The following is a 21,678-nucleotide window of genomic DNA, read 5'->3' on the forward strand; positions in this document are numbered from 1 at the left end:
TCAGTCTCCATCAGCGATCAGGGACGCGGCATCATCTTTCTGCGCGCCGCGGCTCGACGTGTGCCGGTTCTGCTGCATCCACAGAGTACGATAGATCGCACAGCGTTCGAGCAGAACCTCATGCGGGCCGATATCAGCGACCTGTCCGCGTTCCATCACCAGAATCTGGTCGCAGTTCACCAGCGAGGACAGGCGGTGAGACACGATCACCATCGTCCGGCCCTTGCCGATCCGTTCCAGGTTCGCATTGACCAGCGCCTCACTCTCCGGATCGAGCGCTGACGTCGCTTCGTCAAGAATCATCAGCTTGGGATCGGAGATCACCGCACGGGCAATCGCGAGACGCTGTCTCTGACCACCGGAAATATTGGTCGATCCCTCTTCGATCCATGTTTCATATCCGGCCGGCATACGCTCGATAAATTCTTCCGCGCCCGCCAGTCGTGCGGCCCTCACGACATCGTCGATCGTCAGTCCCGGCCGTCCCGCGGTGATGTTGTCGCGGATCGTGCCACGGAACAGGAAGTTGTCCTGAAGCACCACGCCGAAGGAACGCCGCAGATGATTCAGATTGATCTCACGCAGATCGACGCCGTCGAGCTTCAGATAACCCGTATAGGACCGGCTGACGCCCTGAAGCAGGCGGGTGATCGTCGACTTGCCTGAGCCCGAACGCCCCACGAGACCCAGCATTGTGCCGGCCGGAATCTCGAAGCAGACATCGTTGAGCGCCTTGCCCGTGCTTCCCGGATACGAGAAGTTCACATCAATGAACGACAGAGCGCCCTTGATGCGCGGACGCATACCGGTCGTCAGGGCCTTGGTCTCGGTTGGCTGATTGAGGACGGAACCGGCTTCACCCAGAGACGTCGTGACCTCGTTCATATCGTCGAGCAGTTTCGCGAGGTTTGTCAGCGGCGATGCGACGCGGCCGCCAAGCATCATGAAAGCAACCAGTGCGCCGACGCCAACGCTGGACACATTGGTCAGCACGAGATAGGCCCCGACAAGAATGATGCCGCGGTTGATGAACATTTCGAGCGGCATGCTCAGCGTCATTGGCCAGTTTGCCATGCGGCCTGCGGCCAGCTTCCAGCGGACCACGTCGGCCGTTTTCACGTCCCATTCCTGCTTACGGGCCGGTTCGAGCGCCAGAGTCTTGATAGTCCGGATACCCGCGACCGACTCATACATGACCGAGGACCGCTCCATGTCAGCCTTGACCATCCGGCCGTAAATGCGCCCCATTGGCCCCATGAAGATCACGACGATCAGACCGATCAGACCGGAAGCCGCCACGGTCATCCATGCCAGGGTGGAACTGAGGTAAAAAAGGAATGGCAGAATGACCACGAGTGTGAACATGTCGAGAAATGTCGACATGAGCCGGCCGGTCATGAAGTCGCGCACCTTATAGATCGCCATCACGCGACCGATAATGTTACCGGCCTGCTGCCGCTCGAAATACTCGAGGGGCAGGGCCAGAAGGCGCGTGAAAATGTGCAGCGAAATCCGTGTGTCGATACGCGTGGTCAGAACGAGCGTCAGTTCCCGGCGTCCGTAGGACAGGAGAACTTCGTAGAATGACAGTACGAGAACGATTGCGACAATGGACACGAGTGTCGCCATCGAACGGTTGTTCACAACGCGGTCGATGACCTGCATGACGATCAGAGGCGGAAAAATCTGCAGAACGCTCAGCGTCATCGAGGAGATGGCGATGTCGCGCAGGGATCTCTTCTCGCGCAGAACCATTTTGGCGAGCCAGGCGGCATTGATCGGCGCATCGGCTTCATTCTGGTCCCGCCGGCGCTTGATCAGCAGGATGTCCCCGGTCCAGACCTGCGTCAGCCGCATCTCGTCGACGGGGACCGGTGGCTGACCTTCGTCGGAAAGCGGATCACGCAGCCAGACAACGCCGCGCTCTGCGTCCGCGTTAACCATGAGGGCCGCCGAACCGTCGCGGAACATCAGCACGATCGGCGGGGAATTGCTCATCCGGACGAGATAGCGCCACTTGATGCGCATCGCCTTGGCGACCGCCCCCTGGTCGTTGAGCCAGCGGGTCAGAGTGGCGGGCGAGGGGACGGGTTCACCCGGCTCCGCCATAAAATCGCGGATGTCGAGTTCAAGACCGTGAAAATGAGCCGCCGCAATAACCGCCCGCAACCGGATGATCACCGGAGACGGGCGCTCCGTCCGGTCTGGTAAAGAGCCGGTCCCGGTTCCTTCAGATGCGTCACGGGAGTGCCCGTCCGGGTCGGGAGCGCCATGCGCGTGATCGGCTGAATCCACAGATCGTCCTCTACAAAACATGCCCGCGTCTCACCTGCGGGTAAAACGCTGACCGGCCTCTACCACACAAACCGCGAGGTCGCTGCCTCTGAATTCGTTGCGACATCATGGTCTGTTCTCCGGCAAAGCTGCCGGTTCCGCGTCCCGGATGTCGGCTGCACTGCGCAGTTCATCCGGTGTCTTATAGGAAGAAGAATGATTTTTTGTTACCCTCCCGTCTGAATATCAAACAGGCTGCAAATGGTGGGATCCGCGGCAAGCGCCCTGCTGACAGCCGTTACCCGGTTTGCCGGAACGGCCAGGACAATATGCCGGAAAAACGCGCATTGTCCCCTTGCCCGTGCCTGAAACAATGACAGAAGCCGCAGAGTCAGAGGATTGCGTGCGGCGCAGCATGGGCATGATTGTCCGTGAAATGCTGTGCCTGGAGCAGGCCTCATACCGGTCCCGGCCCGGTCTGATTTGGCATCCTCCGCCGACAGGGCGCGAAATCCGGGTAAACCTGCGCTTTCATGCTGTGTTTCCAGCCAGCCGCCATCTTTCGGGCCGAATTCTGATCGTGCGCTGGTCATATCCAGCAGCAGGGCATCTCTTTTCGCTTCGGTCTGCCAGACCGCGAGCTGTTCCGGTGTGGCGACTGTCAGAGGGATTCCGTGAATTCTGTGTGACTCTGCCGCCATAAGTCTCCCCGCCCGTTTCACTGCTCCCGGGAGGGCCATCAAAGCATTCTGGACAGCCGACCCGCCCTCTGTGATAACCGCCGTCCTCCCATGCACCGCATGCGGAGCCCATCCCGTTTTCCCCGAATCCCGGTGCACAGGCAAATGACCTCGGCCAGATCTCCACGTCCCCCCATCCTGGAAGCCCTCCGCGAACAGGTTCTCCTCTGCGACGGCGGCATGGGATCGCGCATCCAGGTTCTCGACCTCGATACCGAACGGGATTACCGGGGTCAGGAAAACTGCACCGAAATCCTGAACCTGTCCCGGCCGGAACTCATCAGAGAAATCCATCGTGGTTATTTCGAGGCCGGGGCCGACATGGTCGAGACCAACAGCTTCGGCGGCTCACCCATCACCCTGTCCGAATTCGGCCTCCAGGATCAGGCCCGCGAAATCAACCGCATCGCCGCAACCCTGGCGCGGGAAGCCGCCGAAAGTTTCGATGACGACCGCCACCGCTATGTCATCGGCTCCGTCGGCCCCGGCACCAAACTGCCTTCTCTCGGCAATATCGATTACGACACGCTGGAAGCTGGTCTCGCCGAACAGGGCAGGGGACTGATCGAAGGCGGCGTCGACGCCATCCTCATCGAAACCTGTCAGGACACGCTTCAGATCAAAGCCGCCGTCAACGGCATGAAAATCGCCCGCGACGAATTCGGCACGAAAACGCCGATCTTCGTCCAGGTCACCGTCGAGACCACCGGCACCCTCCTCGTCGGCCCGGATATCGCCGCCGCCGCAACTGTCATTCACAGCCTTGGCGTCGATCTGATGGGCCTCAACTGCGCTACCGGCCCGCAGGAAATGGCCGAACATGTCCGCTGGCTCGCCGAAAACTGGCCCGGACTCCTCTCCGTCCAGCCCAATGCCGGCCTGCCCGAACTCGTCAACGGCGAAACCTATTACCCGCTCAGCCCGGAAGAAATGGCCAGCTGGGTCGAGCGTTTCATCGCCGAGGATGGCCTGAACATCGTCGGCGGCTGCTGCGGCACCTCCACACCCCATATCGCCGCGCTGGACGCCATGCTCCGCAGCCGCGCCCCTTCCGGAAAACACCGTCCGGCCCCGGTAAAGCGCAGCCCGAACTGGGTCCCTTCCGTCGCCAGCCTGTACAGCCAGACCCCGCTGCGTCAGGAAAACGCGTACTTTTCTATAGGAGAGCGCTGCAACGCCAACGGCTCGAAAAAATGGCGGGAACTCCAGGAAGCTCATGACTGGGACGGCTGCGTCGCCATCGGTCGCGAACAGGCCGCCGAGGGCTCCAACGCGCTCGATATCTGCACCGCTTTCGTCGGCCGCAACGAAACCGCCGAAATGGACGAGGTCATCCGCCGCTTCACCTCCTCGGTGAACGCGCCGCTGGTCATCGACTCCACCGAAACCCCGGTCATCGAATCCGCCCTGAAACTCCACGGCGGCAAACCCATCATCAACTCGATCAATTTCGAGGACGGCGAACACATCGCGCATGAGCGCATGAAGCTCGCCCGTAAATTCGGCGCCGCCGTCGTCGCCCTGACCATCGACGAAACCGGCATGGCCAAAACCCCGGAAGACAAACTCCGGATCGCCACCCGCCTCGTAGACTTCGCCTGCACGCAGTACGGCCTGCCGCAGTCGGATCTCATGATCGATCCACTGACCTTCACCATCGCCACCGGCGTCGAGGACGACCGCAAGCTCGGCGAATGGACCCTGGAAGGCATTCACCTGATCCGTGAGCGTTTCCCCGACATCCAGATCGTTCTCGGCCTCTCGAACATCTCCTTCGGCCTGAACCCCGCCGCCCGCGCCGTGCTGAACTCGGTCTTCCTCGATCACGCCGTCCGTGCCGGCATGACCGGCGCCATCGTCCACGTCTCGAAGATCCGCCCGCTGCACCTCATCCCCGAGGAAGAAGTCCGCGTTGCCGAAGACCTCATCTTCGACCGCCGCCGCGAGGACTACGATCCCCTCCAGCGTCTGCTCGAACTCTTCGCCGGCCGTAAAGCCGCCGACGTCGCCAAAAAAGCGAAAGCCGAAACCGCCCCCGAGCGCCTGAAAGACCGTATCATTGACGGCGACCGCAAAGGCCTCGAAGCCGATCTCGAAGAGGCGATGCAGACCATGCCGCCGCTCGACATCATCAACACCGTTCTGCTCGACGGCATGAAAGTCGTTGGCGAGCTCTTCGGCTCCGGCAAAATGCAGCTCCCCTTCGTGCTGCAGTCCGCCGAAACCATGAAAGCCGCCGTCGCGTATCTCGAACCGCATATGGAGCGGAAAGAAGGCCAGGCCCGCGGCACCATCGTCCTGGCCACTGTCAAGGGCGACGTGCATGACATCGGCAAGAACCTCGTCGATATCATCCTGACCAATAATGGTTACCGTGTCGTCAATCTCGGCATCAAAATCCCCGTTCAGGACATGATCGACGCCGCCCGTGCCGAAAAAGCCGACGCCATCGGCATGTCCGGCCTGCTGGTGAAGTCCACCGTCATCATGCGCGAGAATCTTCAGGAAATCGCCCGGCAGGATATGGATCTTCCCGTCATCCTCGGCGGCGCCGCCCTGACCCGCAACTATGTCGAGGAAGACTGTGTCGCCGCCTATGGTACAAATGGCCGCGTGGTCTATGCCCGTGACGCCTTCGACGGCCTCTCCCTTATGGACCATGTCGTCCAGGGCAAATTCGACGATTATCGCGCCGCCATCGCCAAACGCCGGGAAGGCAAGGTCAGCCGCAACGCCCCCCGCACGCCGGAAGTCGCCGAGGAACGCGGCTTCGGTCCCGTCGATGTCGCCGCCGTGCAGAAACGCCGTCATCGTCTGACAAAAGACGAACCCGTCATCACGCCGCCCTTCTGGGGGCCGCGCACCCTTGAGGCCGACACGAACGCCGTTCTGCCGTTCCTCAATAAACGCTCGCTCTACCAGTTTCAGTGGGGCTTCAAAAAACAGGGCCGCTCACTTGAGGATTTCCTCGCCTGGGCCGATCAGGAGCTGCGCCCGGTCCTGCGCCGGATGCTCACCCTCGCCGAGGCCGATGGCATCCTCAGACCCCGCGCCTCCTACGGCTACTGGAAAGCCGCCGGCCAGGCCAACGACCTGATCCTCTTCGCCGAAGACGGTACCACCGAAGTCGCCCGCTTCACCATGCCCCGCCAGCCCCGTGAGGACGGCGAGTGCATCGCCGATTTCGTCCGCGACGTGGATGACGAGCAGCGCGACGTCATCGGCCTCCAGGTCGTTACCGTCGGTCAGAAAGCCTCCGACATCGCCCGCGACTGGTTCGAGGAAAACCGTTATCAGGACTACCTCTATCTCCACGGCCTGTCCGTCGAGGTCGCTGAGGCCATGGCCGAATACACCCATAAGCGCATCCGCGCCGAACTAGGCTTCTCCGGCGAGGACGACCGCGACATGGATAAACTCCTTAGCCAGGGGTATCGCGGCTCACGCTACTCCTTCGGCTATCCCGCCTGCCCCCGTCTGGAAGATCAGGAACCCATCCTGAAACTCCTCGACGCCGGACGCATCGGTGTCTCTCTCTCCGACGGTTTCCAGCTTCATCCCGAGCAGTCCACCTCGGCGCTGGTGATCCTGAATCCGAAGGCGAAATACTTCACTGTTTAGGAATGTTTTTCAGAGACTGTTTTAAAAGCCTGCTCGTGAAATCTCTGATTAATTACAGAGAAGTTTTTGGTGAAGCTTTTCTCAAAAAGCTTCAGAAGACGCCGCCTTTTTGAAAAAGGCGGCACCCAAAAACTTTTGTTTTTATCAAAGATTTATCGTTCAGTGCCCTTTGATCCCGACTGAAGTAAACGGGCGGTCGGGAAAAAGAATAACATTATCAGTTTGTTGTGAGAATTTTTGTGCATTTAAGGCTTTTGAAACAGTCTCTTAAACTCTGTGCGGAGTGTTTCTGACGTCCTTTCATTATCGCGGACGAGGCTCCGGAAGCATGCTGACTATATGTAATGACCACCCGCAATCGGGACGGCAGCGTTTCGAACGCAGAGAATGTCATAGCGGGCTGGTGGTCACAGGGCAGAAACAGAGAAGGCCGGCGTTCTGCGCACGTCACTTGACCCTGCTGTATAAACGATCATCCTTACGGTCATGAACAGACAACCTCCGACGATGGCGCCCTTCGATAATGCTGTTGCCGGCGCGCTGGCGCGGGTCCGGTCAGAAATAGAGGCTGCGGCAATCACGGCGGGCCGGGACGCAAAGTCGGTTGACCTGGTCGCTGTCTCAAAGTTCCATCCAGTTGAGGCCGCAGAGGCGGCGCTTGCGGCGGGGCAGCGCATATTCGGAGAGAACCGGGTTCAGGAGGCGGCGGGGAAGTTTCCGGTGCTCAGGACACGGTATCCCGATCTGAGGCTGCATCTGATCGGCGGACTGCAGACGAACAAGGCGCGGGAGGCGGTGCGGCTGGCGGACGTCATTGAAAGTCTGGACCGTCTTTCCCTTGCGGACGCGCTGATGAAGGCGGCGGACCAGGAAGGGAGGCTGCCGGAACTGCTGATTGAGGTGAATACAGGCGACGAGCCGCAGAAATTCGGAGTGCCCCGTGAGGAGGCGGACCGGTTTATCCGGGACTGCCGGGTGCGGTTCGGGGACCGGCTGCGGGGGCTGATGTGTATTCCGCCGGCGAACGAAGATCCGGTGCCGCATTTCCGGTTTCTGCGTTCTCTGGCGGATGAGCACGGATTGCCGGTGCGGTCGATGGGGATGTCAGCGGATTTCCCTCTCGCCATTGCGGAGGGTGCAACGCTGGTGCGCGTGGGGACGGCAATCTTCGGGGCGCGGCCATCAGCCTGACTTTGATGGCTGCTGGCGGGCTGTCGTGGGAGGGTGAGCCGGAAAGGGCTTTCGGGGAGCATGGGTGATGGTCCGGCGAGCCGGGTGGTGCGGGGTTGCCGTCACAGCGGCGTTCGCCGTAAGTCGATCGTGGCGCAATTTACCGCGAGCGCGGGCCGGATGCACCGCATGGCCGCGCGAGGGAGTCTGACTGAACCATGACTGGAACCGCGACATCGTCTGGGGATCACAACGCCACGCCCGCTTCGGGTGCAGGCGCGAGTGACAAGGGTGCCGCTGGCAAGGCAGCAGGAGCGCGCGATAGCGGGCATCCTGATACCGGGCATCCGGACGCAGGGCATACAGGTGCGGCGGCGAAACGTGTTCCGCATATTACCGAGTTCGACGCGGACGCACCGCAACATGCGGCGGCTCCGGTAGGGTTCGCGGCTCTGCTGAGTGTGCTTGGTGTTGTTTATGGCGATATCGGCACGAGCCCGCTTTATGCGCTGCGGTCCACGATCGAGGTCGTGACGGGACATCATCAGATTCAGGATTCGGAAGTGATGGGCATCTGCAGCCTCATCTTCTGGACGCTGATTGTGGTGGTGACGGTCAAATACGTCATGCTGGTGATGCGGGCGGACCACAACGGCGAGGGCGGAATTCTGGCTCTGACCTCGCTGGCGCAGCGCGTGGTTTCCACCCCTAAGGCCCGTCTGGTGCTCGGACTGACGGGCATTGCGGGGGCCTGTCTGTTCTTTGGCGATGGTGTGATCACTCCGGCGATTTCCGTTCTTTCGGCCATTGAGGGGGTCGAGGTCAGCCTGCCGGGCGCGCGGGACTTCGTGATCCCGATGGCGATTGCGGTGATTATCGGTCTGTTCAGCGTGCAGTGGCTCGGGACGGGCAAGGTCGGGACGATTTTCGGTCCGGTCATGCTGCTCTGGTTCGGCTCGCTGGGGCTGATGGGGCTGGTGGAGATTCTGCACCATCCCGGAATTCTGTTTGCGTTGCTGCCCACCTACGCCCTGATGTTCATCATTCATCACGGAGCGCTGTCGTTTATGGCGCTCGGCTCCGTGGTGCTGTGTGTGACCGGTGCGGAGGCGCTTTACGCGGATATGGGGCATTTCGGCGCGCAGCCGATCCGCTATGCGTGGAATTTCTTCGTTCTGCCGATGCTGGTGCTGAACTATTTCGGGCAGGGGGCGCTGATCATTGCCGAGCCGGGTGCGCTGGCCAATCCCTTCTTTATGCTGGCGCCGCACGCGATGCAGGTCCCGCTGGTTATTCTGGCGACGTTTGCGACGGTGATTGCCAGTCAGGCAGGGATTTCCGGCGGCTTTCAGGTATGTCGCCAGCTGATTCAACTCGGCTATCTGCCGCGGATGCGGATCGTGCACACCAATGCCGAGGAGGAAGGGCAGATCTATCTGCCGGACTTCAACCGGTTTCTCGCGGTGGGTGCCATTCTGCTGGTGATTGCGTTCCGCAGTTCGGACGCGCTGGCGGCGGCTTATGGCATCGCGGTGACGGGAACGTTCATCTGCACGACCTGTCTGTGTTTCGTGGTGTTCCGGCGGCATTTCAAATGGTCGGAACGGGCGACACTGGCGACGTTCATCCCCTTTCTGATCATTGACACGACATTCTTTTCAGCCAATGCCCTGAAAATTCCCGATGGTGGCTGGGTGCCGCTGATGCTGGGCTGTGTGCTGACTCTGATGATGACGACGTGGAAACGGGGCCGGAGCCTGATCATTGCGCGGCAGGGGCAGGACAGTCTGCCGATGGGGTCGTTCATCGCCCGTCTGCCGCAGTCCCGGACTATCCGCGTCCCCGGCATGGCCGTGTTTCTGACGGCGACGCCGGAGTTTGTGCCGCCCTGCCTGCTTCACAATCTGAAGCACAACAAGGTTCTGCACGATCATGTGCTGTTTGTGACGATCGAGAACCTGGATCAGCCGGAAGCGGATCGCGGGCATCGCGTCGCGGTGGAAGAACTGGCGCACGATATGTACCGGGTCATCCTGCGTTATGGCTTTATGGAAACACCGAACATTCCGCGTGCGCTGGTGGAACTGAAGGCGAATGGCGTGGACTTCGATCCGCTGCAGGCGTCCTACTTCATTTCGCGTGAGCTGGTGACGCGCTCCTCGATTCCGAAAATGGCGCGGTGGCGGCTGTCGCTGTTCCTGTTCATGGCGCGCAATGCGACGCCGGCGACGGAATTCTTCCGGATTCCGATGGATCGCGTGGTCGAACTGGGCGTAAAAGTAGCGATCTGAGGGGAGCGCCGCATCCGGGGCTCTGTCCGAAACCGGGCGGCGTTCGCAGGCGCGTCCGGATGCCGTTTTGTAACACAGATCAGGATGCGGGAAGCCTTGCTTCCTGCCGGCTCCGGGCAGAGTCTGGAAAAGCAGGATCAAAGCGATGACAGCCACCCCGCCGCCGGAAGTGCAGGCTGATGAGCCGCTGGCACTGTATATTCACTGGCCGTTCTGTCTTTCCAGATGTCCCTATTGCGACTTCAACAGCCATGTCCGGGAGCGGATTCCGGCGGAACGGTTCATCGTCGCGTTGCGGCGCGAACTGGCATATGAGGCGGCGCTGCTCGGGCGAAGGCGGCTGACATCGATCTTCTTCGGGGGTGGTACGCCATCGCTGATGCCGCCGGACGGCGTGGCCGCGCTGATTGAGGATGCGCGAACGCTGTTCGATGCGGCTTCTGATATCGAGATCACCATGGAGGCCAATCCGACGAGTGTGGAGGCGGCGCGGCTGCGGGGGTTCCGGGAGGCTGGAGTCAACCGGGTTTCTCTGGGGATTCAGTCGCTGCGGAGCGATGTGCTGACATTTCTGGGGCGGGAACATTCGGCGGAGCAGGCGGTTGCGGCGCTGGGGATGGCACGGATGCTGTTTCCACGGGTGACGTTCGATCTGATTTACGCGCGGCCGGAGCAGTCGCTGGCTGACTGGCGGGAGGAGCTGGACCAGGCGCTGACGCTGGTGGCGGATCATGTGTCGCTTTATCAGCTGACAATCGAGCAGGGTACACGGTTTGAAGGACTGCATCGACAGGGGGAGATCGTGCTGCCGGACGAAGAACTGGCGGCGGCACTGTATGCGGAGACGGGCGACGTAGCGGCGCGGCATGGACTTGAAGCGTATGAGGTGTCGAATTACGCGGCGCCCGGAGCGGAAAGCCGGCACAATCTGACGTACTGGCATTATGGCGATTATCTGGGGATCGGGCCGGGCGCGCATGGGCGGGTGACGCGTGGTGGCGCTCTGCTGGCGACACGGCGGCATCGGGCACCGGAGTCCTGGGCGGATCTGGTGGAACGAACGGGATCGGGGCAGACCGGAGCCGATCCTCTGGAGGCGCGGGACCGGGCGCGGGAGATGCTGCTCATGGGACTGCGATTGTCGGAGGGTGTGGACGCGGGACGGTTCCGGATGCGGACGGAGATGGCTCTGGAGGATGCGATTGATGCCGCCGTTCTCGAGATGTGTGTGGACGAGGGATATCTGGAGCGGACGAGCGGCGGAATCCGGGCGACACCCGAAGGACGGCTGCGGCTGGAGGCGATTCTGCCCCGGCTGGTATTGTGAGGCCGACGTTCTCTTCCGCCGATAAAGGGCGCGCCGTTGCGGATAGCCGGCCGTGCTGGCCTCATGTGTTAATAATGAGGTAAACCCAACGCGGCACGTTGCCCGTCATTTAAAATCGTCTACGACAGAAGGCGGCCTTTGATGGCGTAAATCCGCAAGGCGCGATACCGCGCTCCGGAAGTCTCTGGAGAAAGTTCGTTCAGCTGACATGACGCGCAAGAGTCAAATGCCCGATGTCCCGGTTGTCTCTGATGCAACCGCGTCTTCCCCGCTTCAGACGATTGCGTGGCTGGTGACGCCGCCGGCAGGGAAGAGCTGGGTGACAAATGACGATCCGGAACGATATCGCACTCTGGGCTATGTGATTGAGCCGCTTGTGCTGGAAACGGCTGCCCGGGAGGCAGTTTCAGGCGCGGTGGAAAAAGAGCGTCGGACCGGAGCAGCGCGGCATGCGGACGATCTTGTGGCTCTCGCCCAGATTGTCAGACGACTAAGGCATATCGTTGAAAACGACTATGACTATGACAACCAGAAGATTCGCGAAGATCTGATGAAATGGGGATTTGTCGAGCAACGTGCCGGACCGCCGTTGCTGCCGACAAAAGAGGGACGGCGTCTGGATAATATTCTGGAGCTGGAATGGCTGCGAACGAAAGCCCGCTGGGGAGTCCGATAGAGCGGCAGTCGCCGGGGCACATGCGACCGGGAACAGTCGAACCGATTTTTCAGACGGCCAGATGCCGGATACTCCGGCGCGGGACTGAGGGCTGTTCCGCAACACATAAATTTTTTCACCCGGAAACCGGCAGATTACGTTGACTGTAAAATACAGCGATGCGTAACGGACAGATCAGCGCCGTGTCATGTCTGGCGAACAATGAAATGGAAGACTATGCGCCTGGGTGACGAGAGAGAAAGCAGCAACATCGAAGACCGTCGTGGTCAGGGTGGCGGTAGCAGAGTGCCGGTCCGGATTGGCGGGATTGGTGGGGTAATCCTTGTTCTGGGCGCGCTTTACTTCGGCGTTGATCCTCAGCTGGTGCTTAATCTGCTCAATGGCGCGCAGTCTTCCGGCGATACGGCGCCGGTCGCATCTCAGGCCCCGGCGGCGGGAGATGATGCCGGTAAGGTTTTTATTGCCAGGGTGCTGGCCTCCACTGAGGATGTCTGGACGTCTTATTTCCAAGCAATGGGGCAAACCTATCATGCTCCGCATCTCGTGCTTTTTACGGACGGCGTACAGTCCGCCTGTGGCTTCGCGCAGACTTCCTCAGGACCGTTTTACTGCCCTGCCGACCAGAAAGTGTATCTGGACCTCGGATTCTTCAGGGAGTTGCGGGACCGGCTGGGAGCGGGAGGAGATTTTGCGCAGGCTTACGTCGTGGCGCACGAGGTTGGGCATCATGTTCAGAATGAACTTGGTATCATGTCCAGGACTGACCGGCAGCGTCGCGCGGGTCTGACAGATGACGGGCCGGCGGGTCTGTCCGTCAGAACAGAACTTCAGGCTGACTGTTTCGCCGGTGTATGGGCGAAACGGGCTGACGATGCGAAGAAGATTTTGCAGTCCGGGGATATAGAGCAGGGGCTCAATGCGGCAGCGGCTGTGGGGGACGACAGGCTGCAGAAAGAAACCCAGGGCTATGTCGTGCCGGACAGTTTCACTCATGGCACGTCCGCACAGCGTGCCGGATGGTTCCGTCGTGGCCTGCAGTCAGGCGACGTAAAGCAATGCGATACGTTCGGAGCGCCTTCCCTCTGAACGGACACGACTGAAGGTTGCTGCCGCTGCTTACTGATCTTCCCGGCCCGACGTGATCACAGCGAGGCTCCTGTGCTCATGCAGGGAAATCCTGTCATCCTCCGCTTTTTCTGACCCAGGCTTTCGCAGTTTATGTCTTCTTTCCGGAACGCTTCGTTCTCTCCCGCCGGCTCCGCATTCCTGCAGATGCGTACCTTTGCGCTTGCATCTCTGGGCGGAGCGCTGGAATTTTACGATTTTGTGATCTTTGCCTTTCTGACAAAGATAATTGCGGCGCATTTTTTCCCGCTCACTCAGGCGGACTGGCTGCGGCAGACCGAGACGTTCGGTCTGTTTGGCGCCGGATATCTGGCCAGGCCACTCGGAGGGCTGGTGATGGCGCATTTTGGCGATGTGTCCGGCCGGAAAAAGGTATTCACATTCAGCGTGTTGCTGATGGCGGTCCCCACACTGATGATGGGGCTTTTACCGGGATATGACGTGCTTGGCGCCGGCGCCCCGCTGATCCTGCTGATTTTGCGGGTGATGCAGGGTGCGGCGATTGGAGGAGAGGCTCCCGGTGGATGGGTGTTTGTCTCGGAGCATGCACCACCCGGACGTGCCGGGCTTGCGGTCGGGTTGCTGACCGGCGGGCTGACTGGCGGCATTCTGCTTGGCTCCACGGTAATTCTCGCCATGCACGGTTTCATGACGGCGGACGAGATCGCTGATCATGGCTGGAGAATTCCGTTTCTTCTGGGTGGCATCTTTGGTCTGGGCGCCATGGTGTTGCGGCGCTGGCTGGACGAGACGCCGGTGTTTCGCGAGATGCATGCGCGGGCGGAAATTTCGGACACGCTTCCGGTCTGGATTTTACTGAAGCGGCATCGGCGGGCCGTATTGTGTTCGATGGCGACGACCTGGACACTGACGGCGGCAATCGTCGTTCTTGTCCTGATGATGCCGCCTCTGATGCAGACGCTGCATCATATTTCTCCCGAAGAAACGATGCGGGCCAGTCTGGCGTCAACATTATGCCTGACATTTTCCGTTATTATATCAGGAGCATTAACGGATTTTCTTCCTTTGCGGAGGCTGGCGCTGCTTTACGCAGGAATACTCGCTCTGGGTGCATCCGCACTGTACGGGCTGGCTCCGCGCTGGCCGGGTACTCTGGTGGAATGGGCTGCTGTAAGCGGGCTTTGCTGTGGCTTTGTGGCGCTGGTTCCGGTGGGAATGCTGCGGGCTTTTCCGCCCGCTGTCCGGTTTTCGGGTGTTTCTCTGTCCTACAATATTTCCTACGCTGTTTTCGGTGGTCTGACGCCGGCCATGATTTCGTCTCTCGTGCCGCAAACGCCGCTTGCGCCGGCGCTTTATGTCTCAGGGACGGCTCTTGTCGGACTGATCGGGCTCTGGTTTTCACCGGAAGAGTAGAGGTTACCCTGAATCATGGAACGGGATTTCTGGCTTTCACGCTGGAAAAATCAGCAGATCGGATTTCATGAGGGTGTGCCGAACATTTTTTTCACGGAACATTTTTCGAAGCTCTCCGTCCCGCCTGGCGGAAGAATTTTTGTGCCGTTCTGTGGGAAAAGTCAGGATATTATCTGGCTGTGTAATCATGGATTTTCTGTTGCCGGCATTGAACTCAGCCGGCTGGCGATTGAACAGTTCTTTTCAGAATCCGGACTTGTGCCAGAAATCACTGCCGCCGGTCCGCTGGAGCGGTTTGAAGCCGGTCGTATTACGCTGTTTGCCGGTGATCTCTTTGATCTGACCGCAGACATTCTGCAACATGTCGATGCCGTCTATGATCGGGCGGCGCTGGTGGCCTTGCCGGGCTCCATGCGGCAGGACTATGCCCGGCATGTGATTACGCTGACTGCCGGGGCGCCGGAATTTCTCATTACCCTCGACTATGACCAGTCGGCTGTAACGGGTCCTCCGTTTGCGGTTCCGGAAGCGGAACTTCGTTCATATTACGGGGCGAGTTTCAATCTGGATTGTATCGGGAGCCGGGATATTCCGGGAGGAATGAAGGGGCGTTGTCCCGCGCGCGAGTATGCCTGGTTGCTGTCACGGCTTCGCTGACGGCGGCCGGAAAACAGTATTCGTGAAGAATTTTACGTAATTATGAAAATTCGCTTATAACATGACACGTAGGGGCAGAGAGTTCCCACATGACACCATCCGGATTATAGGTATAGACGACGGAGCTTCCCCGGACAGCGCGTGGATTACGTTCAATGATTGTCGTGCCGAAACCACGATGAGCAGGAGGTCTGACCTCCGGACCGCCTGCTTCTTTCCATCGCAGAACGAAAAATTCCCCGTCGGTCCGATCTTTTGTGGTCCAGTCTATTGTTATTGTTCCGCAGTCGTTTGAAAGAGCGCCGTATTTAATCGCATTCGTCGTCAGTTCGTGGATGGCAAGGCCGATTTTTTCTGCTGTCTCCGGACGCAGTTTCAGCTCGGGATCACCGGTCAGATGCAGTCGCTTCTCCCGCACGTCTCCGGCGATGGCTGTCTGAGAAATCGCGACCTTATGCATCGTGGCGCCTGTCCATGCGCCATGAATAAGGAGATCCTGGCTTTTTGCGATCGACGCGATGCGCTGGCAGATGATTTTAACGAATGCGGCGTCCGGATCAGGGATGGTGCGTCTGACAAGGGCCTGAACCACGGAAAGCATGTTTTTTGAGCGATGGTTCAGTTCATGCAGAAGCAGGGCGATCCGTCGCTCACTTTCACGCTGCGCCGTGACGTCACGGGAGACGCAGAGTATCGCTTCCACGGACTTGTCCGGATTGATAAGAGGTGTCAGCATGTTATCCCAGTAACGTGCTTCCTCGCCAGGCAGATGGCTGACACCGGTGAACCGTGCGTTATGACCTGCTGCGGCTTCTTTGAGAGCGTCCTGTCCCGGTGTCCGGGCCTCCTGTGGCAGGAGGCCGAGCCATTCCATGCCAAAGCCTGAGTGCTCATCGACATTAAGGGCCGTGCATCCGGCCCTGTTCATATGGGACAGGGTGCCGTCATCATTGATGACTTTGATGCAGTCGACGCTCACATTGAGCATTTCGGTACGGATTTGCGCCTGACGAATGAGATTGTTCTCACGAAGTTTTCTTTCGTGAATATCGGTCAGGACGCAGAACCAGAAACTGACAGCGTTCCGCTCATCCATTTTCGGATGGATACGGAGCATGAACCAGCGACTGTCACCGGTATCGCTGCAAAGCCGGATATCAGTCTCTCCGGCCTGACCGGAACTCAGGGCATCGCTGAGTAAGGCGTCGGCCCTGCTGCGTTCGGGTTCGCAGACCCGTTCAAGCCACTGGTCTGAACCGAACGTATCGGGCAGGCCGTCGTTATAGTTTCGCCAGGCGGTGTTGAAATACGAATATATACCGTCCGTCGTGACGATGCAGATCATATCTGTCAGGAAATCAAGTGTCTCGACTGCAATACCGGGAGTAATATTATTCTGCTTTCCCAGGTGGTATGTCGTCATTCTGTCAGTGAGTCCTGTTGCATGATTTCTCATCGTCCGGGGAGACTTAGTGTGTGATCGGCATTCTGTAAAATGATACGATGCTGTTTATTATGACAGGCGGATGGAATGCCTGCATTGTCGTATGCTGACAGCCGCTGCTTCCATATCGGACACCGGTTCTTTCAGAACAGATATGCCATGCGATCCGGTTCGCGGGGGTGGAGCGGGCTGATACCGGGAAAGCTCAGTTCTGAAATGGATAATAACGGAACGTGACAAAAACGGTATTACCGCTTGCCGTAGGTCGGGAGACCATGCCGGCATCATCTGTTCCGCGGAATGCAAATTTACGCACATATGTGTACTGAACACCGGACATGATGCTGCCGTAACGGCCGTCAAGGAGATGCCACCAGCCGCCGAACGTGTATGAAGCGAGAGTGTGGGTCTCTGCGTTGCACGTCCCCAGCATGATCGCGCATCCGGAGAGATTGGTATCCGGAGAACCGTAACCATAATAATTACCGTCTTCGCCCATATACGTAGAGCGCCGTGCATCTTCGACACCCGCATAAGTATAGAGCAGAAGATTACTGGTCGGATGACCAATCAGGCCGACCGAGCCATTGATCTGTCTGAGGGGAGCAGGCGCTCCGGTGCCGGTAAAGGTCATATCGGGAAGCTGGCCGGGACCGTACCGGCCGATGCCCTGTCCCGCGAGAACATCTCCGACGAACTGAATTTTGTCGGAGAGAAGAGGCACTGCCATGGAACCGCCGACACCGCCGCCAAAGGCGACGTGAGGTCGGACCTGGCCGCTGTATCCGCTGCCTGCGACCGTCACCGTGCGGAACCAGCGGGCGAGACCATACACTTCGTAATGTCCGGCGGATGTGTCTACCGCGCCTTTCAGGACGATGTCGGGGGCGACGTCGAGGCTGTAGTGAGCTTCCGGATCAAGCATTCCGGAACCGGTGCTGTTATAAATGACATGAGGACCTGTGCTTTCCCCGGCTGCGGCCGGAAGGACACCTCCGGACGTGAGACTGGAATCGTCAAAGCCGATTGTTGCCTGAGGCGCTTCGACGGAAAGACCCAGCCACCACTTGCGATTGAAGTCCTTGATGAAGCGGACCTGCGGCACCCGGGTGAACGTGACGCCCGGGATGAGGTTGCTGTCGACCACAGGAGGGAGCTGCTCATGACGCCGCAAAAGGGTTTTGGTGTATCCGGTAGCCAGGCTCCAGGCCTGTCCTGCCAGGAAGTGCAGACCAAGACTGTCGTCGTCAGCGGCGAGATAGGCCTGCCTCATGCGGGGGACGTAACTGTTGGTCTGAACACCGTTCGAATTGCTGCCGGAACCGCCAAAATCGCCTTCGACATAGGCTTCGACGGTAACGTCCCGGGATGGTTTGCCTTCGACCAGCATACTGAAGCGGCTCAGCTGCGCTGAAGGCCGGTATTCCGAGACATGGGCGTTCGGATTGCCGGAATAGGGAAAGGAGCCCCAGGGCGTCGCGGGGCCTGCGGTCAGGTTTTTGTCACGGAAGATATTTGACATATCGACAAAGCCGCCGAGTTTCACGGAGACAGAGCCGATACGAAAGACAGCCGGTGCGGTATCGACGCCTGTCTGTGTCAGGAAGGCTGGACTGGAAGAGGACAGGTTGATTTCCGGCACGGCGACCGGTTCGCCGGCGACGGTCAGGGGCTGGCCTGCCACCGTGACAGGCACAGGGTTCATATCGACCGAATATGGTGGAACGGCACGGCCATCGATCCGCATTGGTCCGGTAAAATCCGGAGCGCCATGTTGCGCGAGGACGGGTGTTTCGGAAATGAAGCGGGGCCGGGCACGGGGAAGATTGTCGGTGCGGGTGGTGGCAGCATGTCGCCCGGCGGGTTTTTGCTGTTGCTGAAGTTGTTTCACCTGGCTCTGAAGTTGCAGGACCATGCGCCGGAGCTCGGCGATTTCAGCGCCGCTGTTATCCGCATAAGAGCGATCAGGAATAAGGATGAATAAGGTAGCCGTACACAGAATGCTGAATGAGAAAAAACCGGAGGTTTTCTTCCGGCGAAAGCGAGACTGGTTCACCTCTCACTGATCCCTGACAGGTGACTGTTCCGAACTATTCCGATGTCAGTCACAGACAGTCAGGTCGCTTAACGGAAAACCCGCTCGCGCAGACGTGTAAATATCGGGCATCAGATGGACGGATTGCGGGATGACCCGGGATTATGAAGGGGAAACAGAGGTAATTTTTCCCGTGTGACGGGTTTTCTGAACGGCTGCTGCCGGTGCTGACCCTTCCCGGTGAGCCGGCAGCGACGACCTCAGCAGGTGGCCTGCCGGGCGGTTTTTCAGCCTGCAGCGTGTTGCTTCTGAGGTTGTGTAAAATGAATGACCAGTTCCGCTGGCTGTCCGGGAGAAACAGGTATCAGGCGGCTCTGTAAACACGCCCGGATTTGCGGGTCTGAGACATGTCAGTCCCATGTGGGCGTAACAACCAGTGGGAAGTCGGGGATGAGTATCGCAGGCAGATTTGTGTCAGTTGATGATCTGCATACGGATTGAGCTGGAACGCTCGACGACATTAATAGCGACTTCTTCTCCGGCACGGACAACCCGGACAGTAAGGGATTCTCCTCCGACCGCGAGATTGAAGAGGGTCAGAGACTCTATGGACTCCGGCAGGCCGGGACGGGTGAATTCGACGGAGACGGTGCCCGGATCATAGCGCAGACCAAGCACTGCCTGAAGCAGGGCTGGCAGAGTTGCCGCGGCCCAGGCCTGCGGGGAACATGCAACGGGATAACGCACGGGGCCTTCGGAACGGGAACGTGTGAAGCCACAGAACAATTCGGGCAGTCTTCTCAGATCTGTATAGAGAGCGGCGTCAAACAGAGCCTGGAAAACACGGGTCGCTTCCTGACGGTATCCATGGCGCGCGAAGCCCATCGCGATCAGGGCATTATCGTGCGGCCAGACAGATCCGTTGTGATACGCCATCGGATTGTAGCGCGCTTCGCCTTCCGGAATGGTCCGGATTCCCCAGCCTGAGAAAGAACTGCGGTGCATCAGGCAATTTACAACCTTTGCGGCCCGCGCGGCGGGAACGATATCAGTAAGCAGGACATGGCCGGCATTGGACGAACGGACGGCGCATTGCCGCTTTTTTCCATCCAGTGCGATGACGTAGGTTCCGATATCATCGTTCCAGAACGAAAGATTAAAGGCGACGCGTAATGCTTCGGCTTTTTCATCCTGGTGAGCGGCGTAAGCTGTCTGGCCCAGGCGGCGTCCTATTGCCGCCGCTGCACGGCGGGCTGCATAAACATATGCCTGAACTTCACAGAGGGCTATTGGTCCCTCGGCCAGCGCTCCGTCCGCATGAAAGATGCTGTCGTAACTGTCCTTCCATCCCTGGTTGACGAGACCGTCCTTATTGCGACGCCCGTATTCTACGAAACCGTCGCCATCCCGGTCGCCGAAACGTTCAATCCAGTCGATCGCGCGGGTGACATGGGGCCAGAGTTCGCTGAGCGTTCCGACGTCGCCGGTGCGCTCCAGGTAGTCTCCGGCGAGCATGACAAAGAGCGGAGTGGCATCGACGGAGCCGTAGTACCGGCGGAATGGGACCTCTCCCAGTTCGGCCATTTCTCCAAGCCGGACTTCATGCAGAATTTTACCAGGTTCCGCATCTGCCTGGGGATCTTCCTTTTCCGCCTGATTGATTGCCAGATATTTCAGAACGCCCTTTGCAATAAGAGGATCTATCCACAGTGTCTGCATCGCCGTAATCAGGCCGTCGCGACCAAAGACCGTGCTGTACCAGGGCACACCGGCGTAAGGGTAGGGGCCGGTTCTCTTTTCGGTCAGCAGCATATAAATGTCACAGATACAGCGACGGATAGCCTCGTTAAAAATTTCATTCGACGTCGCAATCGCTGTGGCACGTGATGAAGCGAGCCTCAGACTGCGGCGGGCCGCGACAGCTCCCTGCAGGAAAGCGCGATTGGGTGGCAGCGTACTGCAGCTGGCCGGATCGCACTGCACCTCGATGTGAATGAGAATCTTTTCTCCGGGGGCAATGGAGAAATCGTAAGTCGCATGATCCGATGAGAGTGTTTTCGGTCTGGGGGAAAACAGAATTCGCGTTGTCCGGACACGATCATCCAGCCCGCGATAAGACAGGCTGACATCGGATTCACCTATAGAGGGTTCCAGGTTTTCTCCACGTTTCTTTCGCTTCATTCCGCGGGCTTCAAACAGATCCGCGAAATCAGCAAAGAAATGCATGTCACAGGAAATATCGTGCCGGAGAACATCGAAATTACGGATTTCGATCCGCTCGAAACATTTGCCTTCCCATAGAAACCTGGAACGCAGCACGTGCAGAAGATCATGAGAAAGGTGGGTACCGTCGCTGAGGGTCAGTGTCTCATTGGTCAGATTGACCGACAGCATCACATTGTTTTCGCGCACGACGGAAGAAAGCAATACAGGGCGCTGTCCTCCGATCCGGAAAGTAAGACCTGAGAGGTACCGCGTATCGTGGTAATATAAACCATCCGCGATATCCTGACCCCATAGGATATCGCCTGTCTGATCAAAGACGCCAAACAGGTCACCCTGCTTGAGGGCATGGATACGACGGCTGGAAAGCAGTGAGCTGCCGGCAGGCGAGAACTCATCAAGTTGTGATGGTTCGGGAAAAGAGGATGTAACGGTGGCAGCCGGCGTGACAGAAGAGGGGCCTTCACCAGCCGGAGGGCTGGTGTCCTGAAATTCCACCATAGGACCATGCCTTCTTCTGGTATTTCGCCTTCGATACTGCGCCGCGCTCAGGCACAGTGCTCAACCGGCGCCGTTGCTGCGCCAGTGCGTAATCTGGTGAGCCTCATCGCCACCATATCATCATTCCCGAAAAACTGAACGTCTGATGCAGATTATCGTCATCACCGATCACGAAAAAATTTCAATGGTTTTCAAAGCTAACAGGCTGTTCATGCGTTCT

At 59.0% G+C, this 21,678-nt stretch carries 13 protein-coding genes; 8 read left to right on the forward strand and 5 right to left on the reverse strand.

Going from position 1 to position 21,678, the window contains the following annotated elements; genetic code table 11:
• A complete protein-coding gene (locus GOB93_RS07310) occupies positions 1–2,295 on the reverse strand; it encodes a peptidase domain-containing ABC transporter (RefSeq protein ID WP_408742367.1) in 2,295 nt (764 codons plus the stop codon).
• Between the two features lie 206 nt (positions 2,296–2,501).
• Positions 2,502–2,975 (reverse strand): hypothetical protein, encoded by a 474-nt coding sequence (locus tag GOB93_RS07315; protein ID WP_173582844.1) that lies wholly within the window; start codon positions 2,973–2,975, stop codon positions 2,502–2,504.
• Positions 2,976–3,119: 144 nt separating this feature from the next.
• Here GOB93_RS07315 and metH point away from each other — a divergent pair, with 144 nt between their 5' ends.
• The 8 genes from metH (at position 3,120) to tmpT (ending at position 15,255) form a co-directional block, all read left to right on the forward strand.
• The gene (gene metH, locus GOB93_RS07320) at positions 3,120–6,635 is read left to right on the forward strand and encodes a methionine synthase (RefSeq protein ID WP_242010605.1); all 3,516 of its coding nucleotides are present in this window, start codon (positions 3,120–3,122) and stop codon (positions 6,633–6,635) included.
• Between the two features lie 507 nt (positions 6,636–7,142).
• Positions 7,143–7,826: a YggS family pyridoxal phosphate-dependent enzyme gene (locus GOB93_RS07325; protein ID WP_173582846.1), complete on the forward strand. Its 684-nt coding sequence runs from the start codon at positions 7,143–7,145 to the stop codon at positions 7,824–7,826.
• Positions 7,827–8,023: 197 nt separating this feature from the next.
• Positions 8,024–10,096 carry a potassium transporter Kup gene (locus tag GOB93_RS07330; protein ID WP_173582847.1) on the forward strand — a complete coding sequence of 691 codons (2,073 nt, stop codon included), beginning with the start codon at positions 8,024–8,026 and terminating at the stop codon, positions 10,094–10,096.
• Positions 10,097–10,241: 145 nt separating this feature from the next.
• Positions 10,242–11,423, forward strand: coding sequence for a radical SAM family heme chaperone HemW (gene hemW / locus GOB93_RS07335; protein ID WP_173582848.1), 1,182 nt, complete (start codon positions 10,242–10,244; stop codon positions 11,421–11,423).
• Between the two features lie 226 nt (positions 11,424–11,649).
• Positions 11,650–12,099 (forward strand): hypothetical protein, encoded by a 450-nt coding sequence (locus GOB93_RS07340; RefSeq protein WP_173582849.1) that lies wholly within the window; start codon positions 11,650–11,652, stop codon positions 12,097–12,099.
• 201 nt (positions 12,100–12,300) lie between these two features.
• Positions 12,301–13,185 carry a KPN_02809 family neutral zinc metallopeptidase gene (gene ypfJ / locus GOB93_RS07345; protein ID WP_277877223.1) on the forward strand — a complete coding sequence of 295 codons (885 nt, stop codon included), beginning with the start codon at positions 12,301–12,303 and terminating at the stop codon, positions 13,183–13,185.
• Between the two features lie 186 nt (positions 13,186–13,371).
• Entirely contained in the window at positions 13,372–14,598 is a 1,227-nt protein-coding gene (locus GOB93_RS07350) for an MFS transporter (RefSeq protein WP_242010606.1), read from the forward strand.
• A 15-nt stretch (positions 14,599–14,613) separates the two neighbouring features.
• Positions 14,614–15,255, forward strand: coding sequence for a thiopurine S-methyltransferase (gene tmpT, locus GOB93_RS07355; protein WP_173582851.1), 642 nt, complete (start codon positions 14,614–14,616; stop codon positions 15,253–15,255).
• Positions 15,256–15,295: 40 nt separating this feature from the next.
• Here tmpT and GOB93_RS07360 read toward each other — a convergent pair whose 3' ends face one another.
• The 3 genes from GOB93_RS07360 to GOB93_RS07370 form a co-directional block, all read right to left on the reverse strand.
• Positions 15,296–16,678, reverse strand: a complete 1,383-nt coding sequence (locus GOB93_RS07360; protein ID WP_173582852.1) for a sensor histidine kinase — start codon at positions 16,676–16,678, stop codon at positions 15,296–15,298.
• Between the two features lie 226 nt (positions 16,679–16,904).
• Positions 16,905–18,614 carry a hypothetical protein gene (locus GOB93_RS07365; RefSeq protein ID WP_173582853.1) on the reverse strand — a complete coding sequence of 570 codons (1,710 nt, stop codon included), beginning with the start codon at positions 18,612–18,614 and terminating at the stop codon, positions 16,905–16,907.
• 594 nt (positions 18,615–19,208) lie between these two features.
• Entirely contained in the window at positions 19,209–21,458 is a 2,250-nt protein-coding gene (locus tag GOB93_RS07370) for an amylo-alpha-1,6-glucosidase (RefSeq protein ID WP_173582854.1), read from the reverse strand.
• Between the last annotated feature and the right edge of the window lie 220 nt (positions 21,459–21,678).

Origin of the sequence: Acetobacter musti, assembly GCF_011516835.1 — a bacterium.
GTDB classification, from domain to species: domain Bacteria; phylum Pseudomonadota; class Alphaproteobacteria; order Acetobacterales; family Acetobacteraceae; genus Acetobacter; species Acetobacter musti.

Excerpts from the sequence above, each read along its gene's own strand:
- tmpT (WP_173582851.1), top strand. The coding sequence starts at position 14,614 with ATGGAACGGGATTTCTGGCTTTCACGCTGGAAAAATCAGCAGATCGGA.
- GOB93_RS07315 (WP_173582844.1), bottom strand. The coding sequence starts at position 2,975 with ATGGCGGCAGAGTCACACAGAATTCACGGAATCCCTCTGACAGTCGCC.
- metH (WP_242010605.1), top strand. The coding sequence starts at position 3,120 with ATGACCTCGGCCAGATCTCCACGTCCCCCCATCCTGGAAGCCCTCCGC.
- GOB93_RS07350 (WP_242010606.1), top strand. The coding sequence starts at position 13,372 with ATGCGTACCTTTGCGCTTGCATCTCTGGGCGGAGCGCTGGAATTTTAC.
- ypfJ (WP_277877223.1), top strand. The coding sequence starts at position 12,301 with ATGAAATGGAAGACTATGCGCCTGGGTGACGAGAGAGAAAGCAGCAAC.
- GOB93_RS07330 (WP_173582847.1), top strand. The coding sequence starts at position 8,024 with ATGACTGGAACCGCGACATCGTCTGGGGATCACAACGCCACGCCCGCT.
- GOB93_RS07370 (WP_173582854.1), bottom strand. The coding sequence starts at position 21,458 with ATGGTGGAATTTCAGGACACCAGCCCTCCGGCTGGTGAAGGCCCCTCT.
- GOB93_RS07365 (WP_173582853.1), bottom strand. The coding sequence starts at position 18,614 with ATGGTCCTGCAACTTCAGAGCCAGGTGAAACAACTTCAGCAACAGCAA.
- hemW (WP_173582848.1), top strand. The coding sequence starts at position 10,242 with ATGACAGCCACCCCGCCGCCGGAAGTGCAGGCTGATGAGCCGCTGGCA.
- GOB93_RS07325 (WP_173582846.1), top strand. The coding sequence starts at position 7,143 with ATGGCGCCCTTCGATAATGCTGTTGCCGGCGCGCTGGCGCGGGTCCGG.
- GOB93_RS07360 (WP_173582852.1), bottom strand. The coding sequence starts at position 16,678 with ATGACGACATACCACCTGGGAAAGCAGAATAATATTACTCCCGGTATT.
- GOB93_RS07340 (WP_173582849.1), top strand. The coding sequence starts at position 11,650 with ATGCCCGATGTCCCGGTTGTCTCTGATGCAACCGCGTCTTCCCCGCTT.